Annotated in this window: 13 protein-coding genes; 10 read left to right on the forward strand and 3 right to left on the reverse strand. The window is 58.6% G+C overall.

What is annotated here, in order from left to right; genetic code table 11:
• Window positions 1-15: 15 nt before the first annotated feature.
• Window positions 16-1,590 carry a B12-binding domain-containing radical SAM protein gene (locus tag O77CONTIG1_RS08125; RefSeq protein WP_068509624.1) on the reverse strand — a complete coding sequence of 525 codons (1,575 nt, stop codon included), beginning with the start codon at window positions 1,588-1,590 and terminating at the stop codon, window positions 16-18.
• Window positions 1,591-2,154: 564 nt separating this feature from the next.
• Between O77CONTIG1_RS08125 and O77CONTIG1_RS08130 the strand changes: the two genes are divergently transcribed.
• From O77CONTIG1_RS08130 to O77CONTIG1_RS08145, 4 genes are all read left to right on the forward strand, one after another.
• Window positions 2,155-5,784: a GUN4 domain-containing protein gene (locus O77CONTIG1_RS08130; RefSeq protein WP_068509626.1), complete on the forward strand. Its 3,630-nt coding sequence runs from the start codon at window positions 2,155-2,157 to the stop codon at window positions 5,782-5,784.
• A gap of 207 nt (window positions 5,785-5,991) precedes the next feature.
• Window positions 5,992-7,272, forward strand: a complete 1,281-nt coding sequence (gene hisS / locus O77CONTIG1_RS08135) for a histidine--tRNA ligase (protein WP_068509629.1) — start codon at window positions 5,992-5,994, stop codon at window positions 7,270-7,272.
• 115 nt (window positions 7,273-7,387) lie between these two features.
• A complete protein-coding gene (locus tag O77CONTIG1_RS08140; RefSeq protein WP_068509633.1) occupies window positions 7,388-8,890 on the forward strand; it encodes a LapA family protein in 1,503 nt (500 codons plus the stop codon).
• Window positions 8,891-8,965: 75 nt separating this feature from the next.
• Window positions 8,966-9,631 (forward strand): shikimate kinase, encoded by a 666-nt coding sequence (locus O77CONTIG1_RS08145; protein ID WP_084782371.1) that lies wholly within the window; start codon window positions 8,966-8,968, stop codon window positions 9,629-9,631.
• Between the two features lie 48 nt (window positions 9,632-9,679).
• On the opposite strand, the gene O77CONTIG1_RS08150 is transcribed toward O77CONTIG1_RS08145, so the two are convergent.
• Together O77CONTIG1_RS08150 and O77CONTIG1_RS08155 are read right to left on the reverse strand one after the other, a co-directional pair.
• Entirely contained in the window at window positions 9,680-10,705 is a 1,026-nt protein-coding gene (locus O77CONTIG1_RS08150) for an isochorismatase (RefSeq protein ID WP_068509635.1), read from the reverse strand.
• 108 nt (window positions 10,706-10,813) lie between these two features.
• Window positions 10,814-11,602, reverse strand: a complete 789-nt coding sequence (locus O77CONTIG1_RS08155; RefSeq protein WP_068509636.1) for an amino acid ABC transporter ATP-binding protein — start codon at window positions 11,600-11,602, stop codon at window positions 10,814-10,816.
• A gap of 376 nt (window positions 11,603-11,978) precedes the next feature.
• On the opposite strand from O77CONTIG1_RS08155, the gene O77CONTIG1_RS08160 reads away from it, so the two are divergent.
• From O77CONTIG1_RS08160 to O77CONTIG1_RS08185, 6 genes are all read left to right on the forward strand, one after another.
• Window positions 11,979-12,809, forward strand: coding sequence for a basic amino acid ABC transporter substrate-binding protein (locus O77CONTIG1_RS08160; protein WP_225894719.1), 831 nt, complete (start codon window positions 11,979-11,981; stop codon window positions 12,807-12,809).
• A 112-nt stretch (window positions 12,810-12,921) separates the two neighbouring features.
• On the forward strand, window positions 12,922-13,638 hold the full coding sequence (locus O77CONTIG1_RS08165) for an amino acid ABC transporter permease (RefSeq protein ID WP_068509640.1): 717 nt from the start codon (window positions 12,922-12,924) through the stop codon (window positions 13,636-13,638).
• 221 nt (window positions 13,639-13,859) lie between these two features.
• Window positions 13,860-14,759 carry a basic amino acid ABC transporter substrate-binding protein gene (locus O77CONTIG1_RS08170; RefSeq protein ID WP_156435048.1) on the forward strand — a complete coding sequence of 300 codons (900 nt, stop codon included), beginning with the start codon at window positions 13,860-13,862 and terminating at the stop codon, window positions 14,757-14,759.
• A 193-nt stretch (window positions 14,760-14,952) separates the two neighbouring features.
• Window positions 14,953-16,650, forward strand: a complete 1,698-nt coding sequence (locus O77CONTIG1_RS08175) for a GH3 auxin-responsive promoter family protein (protein WP_068509646.1) — start codon at window positions 14,953-14,955, stop codon at window positions 16,648-16,650.
• 34 nt (window positions 16,651-16,684) lie between these two features.
• Window positions 16,685-17,398 (forward strand): aspartyl/asparaginyl beta-hydroxylase domain-containing protein, encoded by a 714-nt coding sequence (locus O77CONTIG1_RS08180; RefSeq protein ID WP_068509649.1) that lies wholly within the window; start codon window positions 16,685-16,687, stop codon window positions 17,396-17,398.
• Window positions 17,399-17,517: 119 nt separating this feature from the next.
• Entirely contained in the window at window positions 17,518-19,662 is a 2,145-nt protein-coding gene (locus tag O77CONTIG1_RS08185) for a thioredoxin domain-containing protein (RefSeq protein WP_286132615.1), read from the forward strand.
• Window positions 19,663-19,699 lie beyond the last annotated feature (37 nt).

A 19,699-nucleotide genomic window follows, 5' to 3' on the forward strand; every position in this document is an offset into this window, starting at 1 on the left:
CTGAAGTGATCTTGCTTATTCTATCACCTTGGCTACGGGACGCTCGTCCACCGTCTGCACCGTCTGCACCGCTGCCAAAGCCGCTAACTGCGCCTCAAGCTGTGCCTTCACCACATGGCGATATTGGAAGAAATGCTCGCCTGTGCCGAGGGCGACGAGGTAGTCGTAGAGCAGGCGCGGCTTGGTGAGGGCGATCGCCAGCAGTTGCCACCAAAAGCGGAAGCGGGTGGAGCGCAGCACGCCCTGTCGCCAGCAGAGGGCGCTAAACAGTCGCCACTCGGTGCGGGTAAAGGGGCGATCGCTCTTGGCCCGCCAGCCATTCATCATGCGGAAATGGCGAAAGGTGCGCTTCATGAAGTTCATCGGGTCATAGATAGACCAAAAGGCATCGATATATTCGCGGGCGATTTCTTCCACGGGGCGCGTCGGCACAAAGTTCATGATCGTGCCCTGATGGAAGGTTCCCAGACCATCGGTGAGCCGCCCCTCCTGCTGAAGTCGGTTCCACAGGGCCGTATTGCGGAGCGCCTGCAAAATGCTAAATTGCGCCTGAGGAATTCCGGTTTCTTGAATAAACTCACGCACGCGCCGCCCCGCCCCCGGACGTTCGCCATCAAAGCCGATGATGAAGCCTGCCATGATTTGCAGCCCGGCCCGCGTGACCTTGTGGCAAGCATCGATCAGCGATTGGCGCGTGTTTTGTAGTTTATTAATGCCCACCAAGCTCTCGGTATCGGGCGTTTCAATGCCCATGAAGACAATCGTAAAACCTGCTTTCACCATGAGTTCTAAAAGTTCGTCATCTTCTGCTAGGTTCAGCGAGGCTTCGGTAAGTAAGATAAACGGATACTGGTGCGCCTCCATCCAGGGAATTAGTGCCCGCAGGAACACCTTGGCATTGCGCTTGTTGCCGATAAAGTTGTCGTCTACCACAAACACATAGCGCCGCCAGCCCAGGTCATACAGGCGATCAAACTCCGCCAGCATTTGCTCTGGTGTCTTGGTGCGGGGCTTGCGGCCATAGAGGTTAATGATGTCGCAGAACTCGCACTGAAAGGGGCAACCGCGGGAGAACTGCACAGTAATCGCCAGGTAAGCTTCTAAATCCAGCAGGTCAAAGCGGGGAATCGGCGTTTGCGTGACATCGGGCTTTTCGGCAGAGCGAAAGATGCCGCTGGGTTCATGGCGGGCGATCGCCTCCAGAAACAGAGGAATCGTGCATTCTCCCTCATCCAGAATCAGATAATGTGCGCCCGCCTCCAGCGCCACATCTGGATAGGATGTGGGATAGGGGCCGCCCACTGCCACTTTCTTACCCAGCGCCACGCCCTTGCGAATCAGCGCTTGAAAGTCTGCTTTTTGAATCACCATTGCTGAGATCATGACCAGATCGCACCAGGCCCAGTCGTCTTCCGTTTCAGGACGGACATTGCGATCGGCAAAGCGCAGGTTCCAGTCCTCCGGCAGCATCGCCGCCACCGTAATCAGGCCGAGGGGCGGATTGGTCGATCGCAGTCCCGCCAGATTCAGCGTTTCCTGATACGACCAGAAGGAATTGGGCATCACAGGCCAGAGCAGCAGCACGTTCATAGGCACTCCAGGGGCGAGGAGAATCCGTGATGGCAAGGCGTTAGGAATTGGGAATTAGACGTTAAGGGCTGGCGGAATGGTCAGCGCTGAAAAGAGGGTCATCAATTTGGCCTGTCCGACATTTACCTGTCCTAACTGGCTTGCCAGGGGCTATTTCATGTCCCCTTAACCTACGCCGATTCATAACATTAGGGATTATCTATTCACGATTCGTTTCATTTTCCGTTAACTTCCGTTACGCTCTGCGATCCCGTTCCGGAAAGTTCTGCTTCCGTTAACTTCCGTTACGCTCTGCGATCCCGTTCCCGAAAGTTCTGCCGACTGGGACCGGGTGTCCCCAAAATGCCCTCCAACTGTACCCAGTTGTGCCCATTGCAACCGTACAAGTTCGCTATTTTGAAAAAATCACCGTATTCTTGAAGTTAAGCGTTCTGAAAATGAGGAAAGACGAGCAATCACCTGGCTTGCCAAATTTTCTAAAACTGTCAACCCGGAGCAGTTTGCTCCGGAATCGGGTGACCTTCCCAGCCGCACCAGATTCTACCGCTGGCTCAGGCGTTCACTATGGGGAAATATGCCCTGCTGATTGGGGTCAGCAACTACCAAAATCAGGATGCCGTCCGCCCATCTCCGAGCGCCCGAAACGATGTCAACGCGCTGCGGGAGGTTTTGCTGCATCCAGAAATCGGCGGCTTTGATGAAGCCCCGCAGGTGTTTGACCCTGACCGGATGGAGCTAGAGGAGCGCATTGAGGAATTCTTTCGCAAGTGCAGCGCCAACGATCTGGCGGTGATGTACTTTTCGGGGCGGGGGCTGCGCGATGATTTGGGACGGGCCTACTTCGCGACCCGTTCTACTCGCCGAAACTCCGACGGGCAACTGGTGAAAGCGACTGCTCTGCCTTTGGGGTTGGTGCGCGATCTGTCGGGCAGCAGCCGCTCGCGCCAGCAGGTGATGATTTTAGACTGCGGCTTTAATGCACAGGTTGACCCAGCCGTTGCGGCGCGGGCAAACGGTTCCTTTAGCATTGGGCATCAGCTTGGGGCGCAGGGGCGGGCGATTTTGCTGGCAGCGGACGATGCGCCTGTGGTGTTGGATGCCTGCGATCCGGATCTGTCGTTGTATACGCATCATCTGGTAGAGGGTATGACCACGGGTGCGGCAGATCAGGATGACGACGGCAAGGTGTCGGTGAAGGAGCTGCACACCTACACGAGCGATCGCGTGCGGCTGGTGTTGCCCACCATGCAGCCGGAACTAATCGCGCTGCGGGATGAAGACGGGGCGATCGCCCTCACCCGCGTTTTTCGTCAAGACCCCCGCCAGCGCTATCGGGAAGCCGTGCAGCGACAGCTTGGTTCCGACGGGCGGCTGGCTCCCGCATCGGTAGCGATTTTGAAACGGCGGCGATCGCAGTTTGGGCTGTCGGATGCCGATGCGCTCAGCATCGAGGCAGAACTGATGCAGCCGTTTCGAGAACACGCCGAGCGCCTGCAAGACTATCGCCAGACGCTCAGCGCCGAACTGGCCCAGGCGTATCCGCTGTCTTCAGCACAACTGGATCGGCTGAGGGAATTGCAGCAGGTGTTGGAACTGTCGGAGGAAGAGGTGGAGCCAATCCACGAGGCGCTGATGCAGCCCTACGCCGAGCGCGAAGCCGCCTACCGCCTGCACCTGATTCAGTATGAGCAAGCCCTGACCAAGGCGCTGCTGCAAGCCGACCCGCCTAGTAGCGCGGTGCGCGATCGCCTGCAACAGCAGCAATCTGTCTGGGGGCTGGCCGACGCAGACGTGACCGCCATTGAACGGCGTGTGCAGCAGCAAATTCAGGAACGACGCGAGCGCGATCGCCATAATTTGCTGCGCTACGAACAGGAGTATGAAGCAGCACTGCGGGCTAGCGAAACCCTCGGCCCCGCCGATCGGCTCAAGCTAGACAAGCTGCAACACGCGCTCGACCTGCGCCAGGTGCAAATCGACCAGGCAGAACAGCGCGTGCGGGCCCGCTTGCAGAGGGAACGAGACGAGCAGGAAGCGCGGCGACAACAGTATCGAGCGGCGTTTTTGCAGGCGATCGCCCAGGAGCCGACCCTGCGAAAATCCGAGCGCGATCGCCTCCAGTCCTTGCAAACGCGCCTCCAGCTTAGCGATGCCGAAGTGGAAGCCCTAGAGCAAGACGCGCTGCACCAACTCCAGCAGCAGCAGCACCAGCAAAATCTGAAACGCTACGAGCAGGCGGTTGCCCAACGCCTTAGGCTAGAGTATCCCTTAAACGAATCGAGCCTATCTGAACTAAAACTGATTCAGGAGTCTCTCATGCTGACGGATGAGGAAATTGCCGCGATTCAGCGTAAGCTAACGGCCCTGGCCGAAGCCCAGCGCCGCGCCCAAGCAGAAGAGCAGCCCCGCCCTTCCACCGCTGCTACACCGCCCGTGCCGCCAGCCGTGGGCAATGCTGCCAGTCCCCCGCCCCCACCACCGCTGCCGCCGCCTACCGGACAGCCCGCACCGCCCCAAAGCTTTTTGCCTCAGCCCGGTTCGGTTGGCCCAGAGCCGCTCAATTGGGGGGCAAATTTGGGAACAACCCCGAATTTGGAGGGGAATTTGGGGGCGATCGCCCCCCTCCCCCCACCCTCAATAGCCCCATCAACAGCCAAGCCTACAAAACGCCCCCCCGCCGAACTCGCTGCACCGTCCGCCAGTTCACCCATCAAGCCTGCAACGGCTCCGACTCCATCCCCGCTGCTGCCTGACCCGTGGGAAACGTCGCCAGAGGATTTGCCCGCCGCAGCCGCTGAGTCCACATCGGCGGGCAATGGCGCGGGCCAGGGCGCAGAGGTTGATAACCCCGCAGCACCTCCCCTTCCAGATGAATTCACCGACACCACGGCCAGCGACCCGCCTCCACCCACCGCTGCCCCCCAATCTGACACAGAACCCCCTGCCCCTCCAGCGCCCGTGGAATCGGGCACGATGCCGCCCCCGCCGCCAGATTCCGAAGCGCCGATGGCGGATCTGCCAGAACCGCAGCTTCCAGAACCGCAGCTTCATGTTGAGGCGTTTGTGGTCGAAGGTCTAGGACAAACACCCCCAGACCCCGAAGCGTCACTGCCATCTGTGTCTGCCCCGCCAGCAGTGCCACCAGAACCCACCGACCCTGGTTCTGCTGCCTCTAGTCCTGCGACAGCACCCGCTCCCCCTGAACCCACCACCAAAGAGACTTGGCCGGAAGACATCTCCACCAACATGCCCCAGCCGCCCCTGGATCTGGTGAATGGCATCGGCGGCAGCCTGGATACCCCCGCTCCGCCTGTAGACTATCCAGAAGAGGAGCCAGAGGACTTGGGAGAACTGCCGCTGCCCGAAGGATGGTCAGCCGGAGCGCCGCCGGAACTCGCTCCTCCAGGAGAGCCTGCAAATGGCGATCGCGCAAGCGTTGCGGAGCAACATCGCCCCCTCACTGATGCGCCCCTGACCGATGCGCCAAACGCCATGCCGCCAGCGGGCATCCCAGCCTGGAACAACGGCGCAGCCCCCTTTCCACCCAACCTGCCGCCGGGCCAGCCCATCACAGCCCTCGACCCGCCGCCAGAAATCGTTTCGGGAGGTGGTATGGCTCCTGTTCCACAGCCCATCCAGGCTCCGGCCGACTTGCTGCCCTCCGAGTGCGGCATCGACTACACCGGGCTGCAAGGACTGTTGCAAGAACGGCTCTGGCCCGAAGCCGACAGATTGACCTACCATCTAATGCTCTTAGCCGCAGGTCGCCAAAAGCAGGATTGGCTCAGCCCAGAGTCCCTGGCTCGGTTTCCCTGCGTGGATTTGAACACGATCAACAGCCTGTGGCAGAAGTATAGCAACGGTCATTTTGGCTTTACGACGCAGGAGCGCATCTATCAAGGACTGGGCGCTGGACTGCCCCACTCGCGGCGGGCGTTGGACTTTGCGGTGCTGGTCGATTGGGCCTGGAAAGGGGTGGGCGGTTCCTACGCGATGTTCAAGCCCTACGGCCAGCTTACCTTTGGGCTGCACGCACCACCGGGACATCTGCCCGCGCTCTGGTACTGGAAACTGGACCTATGGTCTGGGTTCCGGTCTGGTTCGCTGGGCAAGATGCGCGATTTTGGGGGCGAGGACGAAATCCAAATGCTGGCGGCACTGATGGGGCGACTGTCGGACTGCAACATTCGCTAGACAGTGCAGGCGCTCTGAGCAGATGCGTCTGCCGCATTTGCATCTGCCGCAAGAACATTGGGATGAGGGGGTTTCCCGTCCTGCTAGGTCAACCCCTCAACCCTGTCCCCCGAAGCCTGCTACACTGTGATGCTTGGAAGTTGGGACTTTGCAAACCGCACTTTCCAGCGATCCGTGTAAGCAGCACTTTTAACCAGAACAAAGGGCATGAGCGCAATTCAGGCGATTCGGGGAACGCGAGACATTTTGCCGGAGGAAGTGGGCTACTGGCAGCAGATCGAGGCGGCAGCCCGACAAATCCTGGGCAATGCGGGCTATCGCGAAATCCGCACGCCGATTTTTGAGCAAACCGAGCTATTTGAACGCGGGATTGGCGAAGCCACCGATGTCGTGGGCAAGGAAATGTATACCTTCACCGATCGGGGCGATCGCTCGATTACCCTGCGCCCAGAGATGACGGCGGGCCTAGTGCGATCGCTCATCGAACACAAACTCTACGCAGCGGGCAACGCCCAGCGACTCTGGTGCGTCGGCCCCGTGTTTCGCTATGAGCGGCCCCAGGCCGGGCGACAGCGCCAGTTTCACCAACTGGATGTAGAAGTCATGGGCAGCGCCGACCCCCGCGCCGATGCCGAGGTGATTGCCCTGGCAACAGATTTGCTGCAACATCTGGGGCTAAAAACGCTGACGATGGATTTGAACTCGGTGGGCACGCCCGCTGACCGTCAGCAGTATCGCGCCGCCCTGGTGGACTATTTCACACCGTTTAAAGCCGAGCTAGACCCGGATTCCCAGGATCGGCTGACGCGCAACCCAATGCGAATTTTAGACAGCAAAGCGGCCCGCACCCAGGAAATCGTCCAAGACGCACCCAGCATTCTCAACTACCTCAGCGCCGAGTCGCAGCAGCGCTTCGAGGCGGTTCAGCAGCGCCTGACCGACCTGGGCATTGCCTACCAGGTAAATCCCCGTCTGGTGCGTGGGCTAGACTATTACACCCACACCGCGTTTGAGATTCAATCTGCCGATCTGGGCGCACAGGCGACTGTCTGCGGAGGCGGACGCTACGACGGGCTGGTGGCAGAACTGGGCGGCCCCGAAACGCCTGCGGTCGGCTGGGGGTTGGGCATGGAGCGGCTGGTGCTGCTGCTGCAAAAGCTGCATCCGGCAACCGAAGCCCGCGTCGATTTTTATGTGGTGTCTAAGGGCGATCGCCCCGAAGCGCAGTCGCTCCAGATTGCCCAAACGCTGCGTCGGCTCGGCTTTTCGGTCGATCTTGACCTGAGCGGCAGCGCCTTTGGCAAGCAGATGAAGCGGGCCGACCGCAGCGGCGCGGCCGCCTGCCTCATCTTGGGCGATGAAGAAGCAGAAACCGGCACGGTGCAAGTGAAATGGCTGGCATCGGGGGAGCAAGAGGCGATCGCCCAGTCCGACCTTGCCTCTAGGGCCGACTTGCTGCGTCAGCGCTTACAGAACCTACGCAGTTAGAGGTGCCGACCTTGCCAGACTTCCGCCAGAAACAGTCGCCCATACACTCGCTATGATGAATCTGCCAGCCCTCTACCCCGGTTCTCCCTGACCTCCAACCCCTCCTCTCCTGCCCATGCGCCCGATCCTGCTTTTCCTCTTCATTGCCCTACTCGCCATCGTGGTGCTGCAAAACCTCTCGCCTTCGGTGGCGCTGACGTTTTTGGGAATGCAGACGGTGGCACTGCCGCTGGCGGTGTGGCTGGTGGGGGCGGTGCTGGCGGGGGCCATCACAACGGTCTTGGTGGCTACGCTGATTCGGTTTTTGGCGAAAGGGCGATTCGCGAAGCGATCCTTACAGGAATCGCCCCGTCGCATGGCCCGTCGCCCCAGCCGCAGAAAACCGGGCGGGCAGGGCGAACCCTGGACACCGCCCCCTTGGACCGGCGGCTGGACGAAACCGCTTGATCCGGAACCTGTGGATCGGGCGGGCGGTGCGTCTCGCCCCAGCGAGTCGGCCTGGGCTGCCGCTGAGGACGATTGGGAAAACCCCCGCTCTGGCAACGAATGGGACGACTGGGACGATGCGCCGCCCCGTGCCTCAGCAGCAGGCAGCCGCACGGTGATTCAGGACGTGCCTTATCGAGAAATTTCGCCGCCGATTGAGCCGGAGCCAGCGTATCAGGAGCGGCCTTACGAAGCGGCAGAAGCGGCCTATCAATATCGCCCTTATGAAGCGGAAACGGCGGAGTCGTCCTATCAATATCGTCCCTACGATGTTGTTGAGGAACCATCGGAACCCGACTATTCATCTGGCTATCAATATCGGCCGTATCTGGACGAGGAGCCAGAGCCAGAAGAGGAGCGCGAAGTGTGGGACGACTGGGAAGAAGAACCGCCTGCCAAGCCCGCCCAGCCCAGCCCGCCAGAGGAGCCACCCGCCGAGCCTCGCCGCCCGATTGTAGAGATTAACCGAGAGCCGGAGACGGGCTATCGGGCGGGCACGGTCTATTCTTTTAGCTATCGCCGCGCCGAGCCAGACACGCCGACCGACAATATCAAGGCTCCCCCAGACGAATCGCCCAAGGTTTCCTCTGACGCGGGTGCGCCTGGTTCAGGCTTGCCCGGTTCAGGTGCGACGGGTTCGGACTCGGCCAGTTCAGGATTGGCAGATTCGACAACCACCGAGCCGACCGATTTCGCGGCTGATTCGCCCGCCGATTCACCTGCTGATTCGCCTATCGATTCGCCGGACGATTCACCCAGCGCAGATACCGCCAAGGCTCGTTCAATTTACGAAGCCGATTTTCGCGTGATCGCGCCGCCCAGCTATCCAGACGAGGAGCCGATCGCCCCGATGGAGGCTGACGACGAGGAAGCTTGGGAAGCAGAGCGCGATCGCTCCTTTGATTTCGACAGCAGTGATGACAGCGGTAATGGCAGCGGCGAAGTGTGGGACGACGAAAGCTGGGGCGACGCGGCGGACGAGCCAGCGGCGCGGCGGGGACCGCTGAATCGGGAAATTTGGGACGACTGGGACGACGAAGACGAGCCGAATGACGGGGGCGATCGCCCGGATGCTGGCTCTGGCGGGTCGGGGCGATCGCCAGAGGGCAATCCGCCGCTGCGGTTGGGATAAGATTAATTTTTACAGAGTCGCTGCTGGAATTTTTGCGGGTCATCTTCGCCGACTTCTCGCCGCCCTTGTTGCACCATGAACGACACGCCGCCCAACGGCAAACCCACCGAATCGGAATCGCTGCTGCTGCGCCTATCCACCGATCACACCATTCCCGCCGATGCCAAAACCACCGTGCGGCGGCTCCGGCGCACAAACCTCTATCTGGTGGGCATGATGGGCTGCGGCAAAACCACGGTGGGCCGCCTGGTGGCGCAAAAGCTGGGCTATCAGTTTTTTGATACCGACGCGCTGGTGGAGGCGGCGACCCATCAGACGGTGGCGCAGGTGTTTGCAGAGCGCGGCGAAGACGGATTTCGCGACTTGGAAACGCAAATTTTGGCGGAGCTGTCGTCTTATGCCTACGGCAGTCTGGCGATCGCCACGGGTGGCGGTGTGGTGCTGCGGCCCCAAAACTGGAGTTATCTCCACCACGGCATTGTGATCTGGCTGGATGTACCCGCCGAGCAGCTTTACTATCGCCTGCGCCACAGCACCACGCGCCCGCTGCTGCAAGACCCCGACCCGCGCCAGCGCATCCAGGAATTGCTCGATCAGCGCCGCCCGCTCTATGCCCAGGCAGATGTCCATGTCCAGCTTCGCGGGCGTGAATCGCCCGAATTTGTTACGGCGCGGGTGCTAGAGGCGATCGCCCAGACCATCCGCCCCGCAGCCGAAGACCCTGAGGCCGAAGCAGAATAGACCCGCCCTGCCCGTTTCCCCCTGAAATATTTTCCAAATATTTTCCCCTCACTGAAGCCAGCTTTCCATTGGGTCTGTAGACTTCACGCGATGCATACCCGCTGCGGCAAAGCGCTCATAGGCAGCATCGGCCGCTTCGGTAAAGTCCACCACGCCAGGAACGACGACGGGCGAACTGCAATCTTCCAGCAGGTAAATCCGGTCGGTCAGCTTGGGATGAATCGCCTGAATTTCCGTCAGCAGGTCATCGATCGTCCAGGCGACGCAGTGGCTCTTGGCCTGTCCCGCAATCAGCACCGCGTCAAAATCCAGCAGCATAGAAATCAGCGGCAAGTTCTTTTGGGCGATCGCCCGCTGCTGCGCGTCTTCAGTCACTTCGGGCTTTAGCACAGAGTAGTTTTCTGTCAGCGGATGGCCGCCCTTGAGTTCAAACAAGGTCTGCGCCTGACGGGCAATGCTGTGAAAAAAGCAGGCTTCCTCCACTGCCGACACCAGCGCGTGCCCAATGCCGCCCAGCATGGAGTGATAGGGCCAGATGGTGAGCGGGTATTTGCCATCCTGGCTCAGCTTGCGGACATAGTGGAGCGCGTAGGCTTGCAGACTGTCTGCCGTGCCGTAGGCAACGTTGGGAGCGATTGCCGGATTCACGCGCCACACGCCCGTTTCTACATCCTCCAGCGAAATCATCGTCATCGCGGGCGGATGCTCGCCAGCCTCGTTGATCCAAAACACCGCGTGAAAAATCTGGGTTGCGGTGTGGGTATCCATCGTGGCGACGATCGCCGTAATGCTGCCCAGGTTGCGATAGATAAACTCACACAGCCGCACATTGTCTTCCACCGCACCCCGGCCCGATCGCCCGCCCACAAACAGTTCAAACTCAGGGATACAGAACGTATTCTGCACATCGATCGCCAGCAGACACACCCGCGTCTCATCCATCACCGCTGGCGTTAATTCATGCTCTTTGGCCCACAGCGCCGCCTGGGCCGCCCGCATTTCGTAGGGCACACGCCAAACCTCACCCACGCGCTGCGGGTCAAAAAAGGTTGGAACAGGGAGGGCAGAAGACATGGGAGGGGTTAAAGACATCGAGGGATCAAAGCTTTGGGGTATGAGAGCGGAATGCAGACTAAAAAGTGATCGTCCGCCGTCATGCCGTCACTCTATCACGCGAAACTCTCATACGCGGGCAAACGACATCCGGCTGAGAAACGCCCGCAGGCGATCGCTCTGGGGATAGTCCAGCACCTGCCGCGCCGGGCCTTCTTCTTCGACCTGGCCCTGGTTGAGGAAGAGGACGCGATGGGCGACTTCGCGGGCAAACTGCATCTCGTGGGTGACGATCACCATCGTCATGCCCTCTTCGGCGAGTTGCTGCATCACCAGCAGCACTTCGCCCACCAGTTCTGGGTCGAGGGCGCTGGTGGGTTCATCAAACAGCATGATTTTGGGCTTCATGCAGAGGGCGCGGGCGATCGCCACCCGCTGCTTTTGCCCGCCAGAGAGCATTTCGGGATAGACCTCGGCTTTTTCGCCCAGGCCCACTTTCTCTAGCAAGATCCGCGCCGTCTGCCGGGCCTCTTTATCAGACAGACCCAGCACCTTGCGCGGGGCCAGCGTCAGGTTATCCAGCACGGTCATGTGAGGAAACAGGTTGAACTGCTGAAACACCATCCCCACCTGGGCATGGAGCAGGCGCAGGTCTGCCGCGCTGAGGGCGCTGCCCGCTGACAGGTCAATGCCGTTCACCACCAAGCGCCCAGCGTTGATCGTTTCTAGATGGTTAAAACAACGCAGCAGCGTGCTTTTGCCGCAGCCCGACGAGCCAATCACCGCCACCACTTCGCCGGGGTTGATGTGGCCGCTGATGCCGCGCAGCACCTTGAGCTGACCGAAGCTTTTCTCAACCTGACCAAACTCGATAGCGGGCGTGGCGGTGGTATTGGGCGCAAGCAGGCTGTCGTTCATGGGCTGCGTGGGCTTGGGGGTAACAGAGCTAAGGGGACAGTAATGGTGCTGTAGGCAACGGAATTTCGTCAGGAGTCGGTAGACGATGCTGTTCTAGCACGGGCGATCGCTTCTACGTAGATGCCACGGCTACGGTCGGCTATTTTTTTAGGTCTGATTTTAGGTCTGATTTAGGTCTGATCTGGTTATGTTTCTGGCTAAATCTTTTGAGCAAATTGTTTAACGATCTGTACCATCTTTGCGCGAGAAATGGGCGATCGCCTGTACAATTCAGTCTCTCAGGGCAAGCTCTGACATGCTGCATCCTGTTGGTATTTTGTAATCTTTTGACCCTCTAACTTTTTTGAAACCTTAGGTTTAGGAGCGTTCGATTCTCATGCTGAGATTGACTCGTATTCGCTGGCGGGCGCTGGTGCTGGGGTTGTTGAGTCTGATGTGCGTGGTGCTGTTTGCGGCCTGCGGCGGCAGCACACCCACCGCCGACGGCAGCTCCCCGTCAACCGCCGACGCGGCCCCACTCAAAGTAGCGCTTGATCCCACATTTCCGCCATTCCAATCCCAAACGGGCGCGGGCCAGTTTGAGGGCTTTGATATTGACCTGATGAATGCTGTGGCCGAGGCGGGCGGCTTCACGATGAACATGGAAGGGCTACCCTTCGACGGCATTATCCCGGCACTCCAGGCGGGCACGATTGATGCCACCATCAGCACCATGACCATCACCAAAGAGCGGGCGGAAGTGGTGGATTTTTCGCGGCCGTATTTCAAAGCAGGGCTGGCGATCGCCGTTCAAGACAGCAACACCGACATCACCGGCTTTGACTCGCTCAAGGGCAAGAAAATCTCTGCCCAGATTGGCACGACGGGCGAAGCCGAAGCCCGCAAATCTGGCGCAAGCGAAGTCCGCACCTTCGACAGCACGCCGATCGCCCTGCAAGAACTGTCGAACGGCAACGTTGATGCCACCATCAGCGACGCGCCGGCCATTCTCTACGCCATTAAGAGCGGCGGCGTGCGCGGCGTGAAGGTCGTTGGCGAACTGCTCACCGAAGAGTTCTACGGCATCGCCACGCCCAAAGGATCGCCCAATCTGGCAAAGATCAACACAGGCTTGCAAACCATCATCGCCAACGGCAAATACAAAGAGATTTACCAAAAATGGTTTGATGGCGAACCGCCGGTGTTGCCCGAAGCCGCGCCGATTTAGTTGCTCAATGTGAATTGCGGGCCTATTGCGTCCGCGATTCACCATTAGATTCCCAATGATTCGTGTACTGTGATTCGTTTACTTGTTTTTAGGAAAAACTTTAGGAAAAACCGTGCAGCGATCGCTCGAAGTCATTCTCAACGCGCTCCCCAGCCTTTCGCTTGGGGCTATTACGACGCTCCAACTCACCATCGTCTCGATTCTGCTGGGGCTGGCCCTGGGCACGCTGCTGGCTGTTTTGCGGCTGTCGCCGTCGCGGCTGGTGCGGCTGGGGGCGATCGCCTATATCGACTTCTTTCGAGGAACCCCGCTGCTGGCGCAGTTGTTCATGATTTATTTTGGGCTGCCCAGTCTGCTGCAAAGCATGGGCATTGGGCTGAAGTTTAACCAGTGGACAGCGGCGATCGTTACACTCAGCCTGAATGGAGCCGCCTACATTGCCGAAATCGTGCGGGCGGGCATCCAGTCGATTGATCTGGGGCAGCGAGAAGCCTCGCAATCGCTGGGGCTGGGCCCCATGCAAACCCTGCGCTATGTGGTGTTTCCGCAGGCGTTTCGCCGGATGATTCCGCCGCTGGGGAATGAGTTTATCAGCCGCCTGAAAGATACCAGCCTGGTGGCAGTGATTGGTTTTGAAGAACTGCTGCGGCGGGGGCAGTTGGTCGTCGCGCAGACCTATCGGGCATTTGAAATTTACTTTGCCGTGGCGCTGGTTTACCTGGTGCTGACGCTGCTATCGTCGCAGTTTTTCAGCTTTTTGGAGCGCTGGATGAATCCGGTGGAAAAGCTAAAACGACAGGCATTGCGGGTTCAGAAACAAGAAAGCTGAGCGAGGCTGAGGTCGTTGGGCGTTTTGGAGCGAGTTTCAACATTTTTTGCAATAGCTTAAAAAATGCTGGCAGTTCTGATAACTTGAACAGAACCCGTTCCCAAATAGAACCCGTTCCCAAATTTGGACAGGGCTGAGGTCTACCGTTGCAAAATCTCTGCCCAAAATCCAAAATCCAAAATCCCGCTTTCAGCCCCCCAGCGCCAGGAGACGTTGTTGCAATGGTTTTTCCTGAGTTCTTCCGGTTATCCCGATTCGCGCGATCGCTCTTTTTCATCCTGCTGGGTCTGACGTTCGCGTTTGCGATCGCCGCCTGTAGCACCCCCACGCCACAAGCAGTTGCGCCCGGTTCGACGATGCGCGTCGCAGTTGTGCCCAACTATCCGCCGTTCGCCTCTAAGACGGCTGACGGACAACTTCAGGGCTTTGAGATTGACTTGATGAATGCCTTTGCCGAAGCCACCCAAACCCAGGTGGAATACGTGCCACTGCCGTTCTTCGACGATGTGATGCGGGAGCTATATGGCAACGATGTCGATATGGCGATCGCCGCCATCACCATTACCCCCGAACGGCAGCGCGTCGCTGATTTCTCTCGTCCCTATTTCAAATCGGGAATGGCGATCGCCGTGCGCCAAGGCGAAACCCGCATCACCAACCTCGACAGTCTAGCAGGCAAGCGCATTGGGGTCGAAACGGGAACCGTTCAGGCCAGCATCGCCCGCACCATTCCTGATACCACGGTCGTCGGCTACGACAGCAGCAAAACCGCCTGGAGCGAACTGCTGCAAGGCAAGGTCGATGCGGTCATCAGCGGCGAAACTGTCGCCTCTTACGCCATCCAAACCGGCAGCGTGCGCGGCATGAAGCTAGTCGGTGACCCCTTTACCGATGAATTCTTGGGAATCGCCCTGCCTAAAGGCTCCCCCAACCGGGAACTCGTCAACAATGGACTAAAGTCGCTCATCGACAGCGGCAAATACGCTGAAATCTATCGCAAATGGTTTGACCGAGAGCCACGCCCGCTGCCCGAGAAGATTGAAGGCGTTGGATCGGACGGCGCACCCGAACCTCCCTCGCCCCGACACCCCGCCCGCTGGAAAATTCCCAAAGCGGCCTAATCACCCGTTTGCATGAATCGCCACTGCGTTCCAATTCATAAAATCTGACCATTCAAATTTGGATGGTGCAATGCCCACTTTTGTGGCCCCGCCCAAAGTGGAACAGTTGTGTCAATTTCCAGGTCTTATGAATGATAGATTGGCCTGCATCCTACGGGATGAATACTTGTAACGTGGTGTGAGTTGCGAATTCATGGGGAGTCTTTTGCTGTCTTTGGTGAAGGCTGTTGCGCGTCGGACAAAAAATCGGTTTGTAAAACAGACCAAGAATGTCGCAGCAGTTCAAGAAAAGTTTTTACTGGACTTATTACGCTGCTATCAGGACACAGAACTGGGGCAGCATCTGGGGCTAGCGAAGATCAAAAGCGTAGAGCAATTTCGGCAGCAGGTGCCGATTTCGTCCTACACAGTTTATGAACCCTACGCTCAGCGCGTTGCTCAGGGCGTTCCCAATGTGCTGACCCCCGACCCGGTGGTGTATATCAACATGACCAGCGGCACGACAGGGCGGCAAAAGCTGATTCCGGCGACGAAGCGTTCTCGCCAGATGCTCTCGAAGGCAAATCATGTCAGCATTGGCTTTATGGCAGCGGCAGCGGCGGAGCGCGGTTTGCCCCTGGGCAAAATGCTGATGACGAGTTCAGCACGCACGTTTGGCAAAACCGAAGGTGGCATTCCTTATGGTCCAGTAAGCGCTGGTACGGTGCTGCTCAGCGGCTGGATACACAAGCAGATTTTTGCCCATCCTTATGAGACTCTTTTGATTGGCGACAGTCTCTCTCGGCATTATGCCTGCCTTCTGTTCGCGCTGCGGGATGCAAATTTGACGCTATTGGCAGCCACATTTCCTGTGATGGCACTGCAATTGTGCGACTATCTGGAGTGCTACGGCGCAGAGCTAGTGGAAGATTTGGACAAAGGGGCGATCGCCCCCTGGCTTGATATAGAACCGCATCTCCGCATCCAGCTAGAACGCCAGCTCAAGCCCGCCCCCAAACGTGCCGCCCAACTGCGAAACATCCTAAAAACCCACGGCAAGCTCACGCCCAAACTCGCCTGGCCCAAGCTTTCCCTGATTGTCACCGCCCGCGGCGGCACCTCCAGCTTTTACATGGAGCGCTTCCCCCACTACTTTGGCAATACGCCCGTCTTTGGCGGCATCTATTCCTCCGCTGAGGCCACCTACGGCGTGTATCACGACATCGACCGCGATGGCACCGTCTTGGCCATCGAAAGCGGCTTTTTTGAATTTCTCCCCGAAGACCAGTGGGGCTTGGAAAATCCTCAAACCTTGCTGCCCCATGAGGTGCTGCTGGGCAAGCGCTACCGCATCGTCGTCACCAACTACAACGGGCTATATCGCTACGACAATGGCGATGTCGTGGAAATTCTCGGCTTCTACAACCAGGCTCCGATCGTTATCTTTCGCCATCGACTGGGCGGGCTGCTGTCTTCCACAACCGAAAAAACCACCGAATTTCACGCGGTTCAGGTGATGCAAGCCCTCCAACACGAATTTGACCTGTCGCTAGAAAACTTTTGCATCACCCTGTCCGAGCATGAGGTGCCGCCCCACTATCTGGTCAACATCGAATTAGCATCAGGGCAAACCCTAGCAGACCCAGAGCAATTCTTACGGCGGTTCGACGAAATTTTGAAAGAGGTGCATCTGTCCTATGCCAAGAAGCGAGCAGATATAGTGCCGCCACCGCGTTTGCGGATCTTGGCATCGGGCAGCTTTGAAATGCTTCGTCAGCGCTTGCTCCAGCGGGGTATTCCCGAAGCGCATCTCAAGTTTCCCCACATTACTGAAGACCGCCAATATTTGGCAGGATTAACCGTAGAGCGCGAAATCCGCCTGGCGGAAGAACGAGTTGGCCTGAGGGGATAACTACGGAGTCAATCATCAAATATCACTAAGCACTATGGGAAGCGCGTTAACGGAAGTCGTCAAGTTTATCGAGAGCAAGGTTCCGGAGTACTCGATCGTCGGCGAGTCGGTGTTCTTTAGTAAAGAGCAGTTTCCCTGGGCCGAGCGCTTGGAAGCAAACTGGCAGGTGATCCGCAAAGAACTGGATCAGGTGATGGAATATGCTGATGTACTGCCCAACTTTCAGGACATTTCGCCCCGCCAGCACCGCATTGCCAACGACGACCGCTGGAAAACCTTCTTCTTTTGGGCGTTTGGCTTTCGTTCCGAGCCAAACTGTCAGCGCTGCCCCGAAACCGTCAAGCTGCTGGAAACGATTCCGGGGCTAAAAGTCGCTTTTTTCTCGATCCTCGCGCCAGGCAAGCACATCCCGCTGCACCGGGGCAAGCACAAGGGACTCATCCGCTATCACCTGGCGCTAAAGGTGCCCGAACCCCGCGAAAACTGTCGCATTGAAATTAATGGGCAGACCGCCTACTGGGAAGAAGGCAAAAGCCTGATTTTTGATGACACCTACTATCACCAGGTCTGGAACGACACGGATGACTATCGCGTGGTGCTGTTTCTCGACATTGCCCGCCCGCTGCGCTTCCCCATGTCTCTGGTGAACTGGACAGTGAACAGCATTCTCGGCTACACACCCGTCATTCAGGTAGCGCGGGGCAACCATCAGACCTGGGAGAAGCAGTTTGAGCAGATGTTGAAGTAAGAGGGGAAGAGGGAAGCGGGAAGAACGAAGAGGGAAGAGGGAAGAGGGAAGAGGGAAGAGGGTGGGATGATGGGGGAGGGGAATCGACGACCCCGGTGTTCTAATACTCCCAATTTCTGATGAACCGACTTGCGAATGCTCAAAGCCTCTATCTGCGGAAGCACGCGGAGAATCCGATTGACTGGTGGCCGTGGTGTGAGGAGGCGATCGCCCTGGCGCGGCGGGAGAATCGACCGATTTTCCTGTCGATTGGCTACTCAAGCTGTCACTGGTGTACGGTGATGGAGGGCGAGGCGTTTTCTAGCCTGGAAATTGCTGACTATATGAATGCCCACTACGTTGCCATTAAGGTCGATCGGGAAGAGCGGCCAGACGTAGACAGCATCTATATGCAGGCGCTGCAAATGATGACGGGGGCGGGCGGCTGGCCGCTGAATGTGTTTCTCGACCCTGAAACCTTGCTGCCGTTCTATGGTGGTACGTATTTTCCGGTGGAGCCACGCTATGGGCGACCGGGCTTTTTGCGGGTGTTGCAGGAACTCAGGCGAATTTACGAGAGCGATCGCCCCCGTCTGCAATCGGTGCAGGCGGAGATTCAGAGTCGATTTCAACAGACCGCAGCCATATCAGCGGCAGAAACGCTCGACAATGCGCTGCTGCAACAGGGCTTGCAATACTGCGCGGGCATCCTGTCGGCCAGAGACATGGGCCCTAGCTTTCCGATGATTCCCTACGCGGAGGCGGCGCTGCGGGGCATCCGGTTTGCCGATTCGGAGCCGCCGGAAGGTTCAACCGTCCGCTATAATGCGCGAGAGCAGTGCCGTCAGCGGGGGCTGGATCTGGCGCTGGGCGGCATTTTTGACCATGTGGCGGGCGGCTTTCATCGCTACACCGTAGACCCGACCTGGACCGTGCCCCATTTTGAAAAGATGCTCTACGACAACGGGCAGATTGTGGAGTATCTGGCGAATCTGTGGGCGGCGGGAATGCAGGAGCCTGCCTTTGAGCGGGCGATCGCCCTCACCGTGCAGTGGCTCCAGCGGGAAATGACCGCGCCGGAGGGCTATTTCTACGCCGCCCAGGATGCCGATAGCTTCGTGACCCCAGACGATGCTGAACCCGAAGAGGGTGCATTTTACGTCTGGCGCTATGCCGATTTGGAAGCGCATCTCTCTGAAACGTCCCTGCTAGAACTGGCGGAACACTTCACAATCACGCCAGCGGGAAACTTTGAGGGGAAAAACGTCCTCCAGCGGCGACAACCGGGAACGCTACCTGAGTCGGTTGAGCAATCGCTGGCAACGCTGTTTGCAGTTCGCTATGGCAGCGCTCCGGGCGTTGCCGCCTTTCCGCCCGCCCGCAACAACGAAGAAGCCAAAACCTATGCCTGGCCGGGCCGCATTCCCGCCGTCACCGACACCAAAATGATCGTCGCCTGGAATAGCCTGATGATTTCTGGGCTGGCCCGCGCGGCGGCGGTGTTTCAGCGAGAGGACTACTTTCACCTGGCCAACCGTGCCGCCGACTTTATCTGGCAGCATCAAATTGTCGGCGATCGCCTGCATCGGCTGAACTATGACGGCGCGGTGAGCGTGCTGGCTCAGTCCGAAGACTATGCCCTGCTGATCAAGGCGCTGCTGGATCTGGATCAGGCGGCGTTGGCACTAGCCTCGCGGAGCGATATCGCCCTCGCCCCGATTGCCGCCAGCGCACTTCCCACCGATTTCTGCGATCGCGCCCTGGCGCTGCAAGCCGAATTTGACGCACACCTGGGCAGCGATGAAGGCGGCTATTACAACACCGATGCCCGCGATGATCTAGTCATTCGCGAACGCAGCTACGACGACAGCGCCATTCCTGCGGCCAACGGCGTGGCGATCGCCAACCTGATTCGCCTGTTCCTCCGTGCCGGGCGGCTGGACTATCTGGAGAAAGCACAACGGTCACTCCAGAGCTTTGGCAGCGTCATGGAAAAAACGCCGCAGGTCTGCCCCAGCCTGTTCATTGCGCTGGACTGGCTGCAAACCTATACGCTAGTCAAAACATCAGGCGATCGCCTGCCGTTTCTGCTGAGCCAGTACCATCCCACAACGATGTTCGCCGCAGAATCCAACCTGCCCGGCGAGTCTATCGGCCTCGTTTGCCAGGGGCTTAGCTGCAATGAGCCAGCCCGCAACATGGAGCAACTGCTGGAGCAGCTTGGGCAAAGTGAGAAACGGGGAGTGGAAAAGAGCGAAGAACGAAGAACGAAGAATGAAGAATGAAAAGTAAATCGTTTTTCTCTCTTCCTTTTTTCTCTCT

This window comes from Leptolyngbya sp. O-77 (assembly GCF_001548395.1).
Classification (GTDB): Bacteria; Cyanobacteriota; Cyanobacteriia; order Elainellales; family Elainellaceae; genus Thermoleptolyngbya.

Bases quoted from the DNA above. Each gene is read 5' to 3' on its own strand.
- O77CONTIG1_RS08125 (WP_068509624.1), bottom strand. From the start codon at position 1,590: ATGAACGTGCTGCTGCTCTGGCCTGTGATGCCCAATTCCTTCTGGTCG.
- O77CONTIG1_RS08130 (WP_068509626.1), top strand. From the start codon at position 2,155: ATGGGGAAATATGCCCTGCTGATTGGGGTCAGCAACTACCAAAATCAG.
- hisS (WP_068509629.1), top strand. From the start codon at position 5,992: ATGAGCGCAATTCAGGCGATTCGGGGAACGCGAGACATTTTGCCGGAG.
- O77CONTIG1_RS08140 (WP_068509633.1), top strand. From the start codon at position 7,388: ATGCGCCCGATCCTGCTTTTCCTCTTCATTGCCCTACTCGCCATCGTG.
- O77CONTIG1_RS08145 (WP_084782371.1), top strand. From the start codon at position 8,966: ATGAACGACACGCCGCCCAACGGCAAACCCACCGAATCGGAATCGCTG.
- O77CONTIG1_RS08150 (WP_068509635.1), bottom strand. From the start codon at position 10,705: ATGTCTTCTGCCCTCCCTGTTCCAACCTTTTTTGACCCGCAGCGCGTG.
- O77CONTIG1_RS08155 (WP_068509636.1), bottom strand. From the start codon at position 11,602: ATGAACGACAGCCTGCTTGCGCCCAATACCACCGCCACGCCCGCTATC.
- O77CONTIG1_RS08160 (WP_225894719.1), top strand. From the start codon at position 11,979: ATGCTGAGATTGACTCGTATTCGCTGGCGGGCGCTGGTGCTGGGGTTG.
- O77CONTIG1_RS08170 (WP_156435048.1), top strand. From the start codon at position 13,860: ATGGTTTTTCCTGAGTTCTTCCGGTTATCCCGATTCGCGCGATCGCTC.
- O77CONTIG1_RS08175 (WP_068509646.1), top strand. From the start codon at position 14,953: ATGGGGAGTCTTTTGCTGTCTTTGGTGAAGGCTGTTGCGCGTCGGACA.
- O77CONTIG1_RS08180 (WP_068509649.1), top strand. From the start codon at position 16,685: ATGGGAAGCGCGTTAACGGAAGTCGTCAAGTTTATCGAGAGCAAGGTT.
- O77CONTIG1_RS08185 (WP_286132615.1), top strand. From the start codon at position 17,518: ATGAACCGACTTGCGAATGCTCAAAGCCTCTATCTGCGGAAGCACGCG.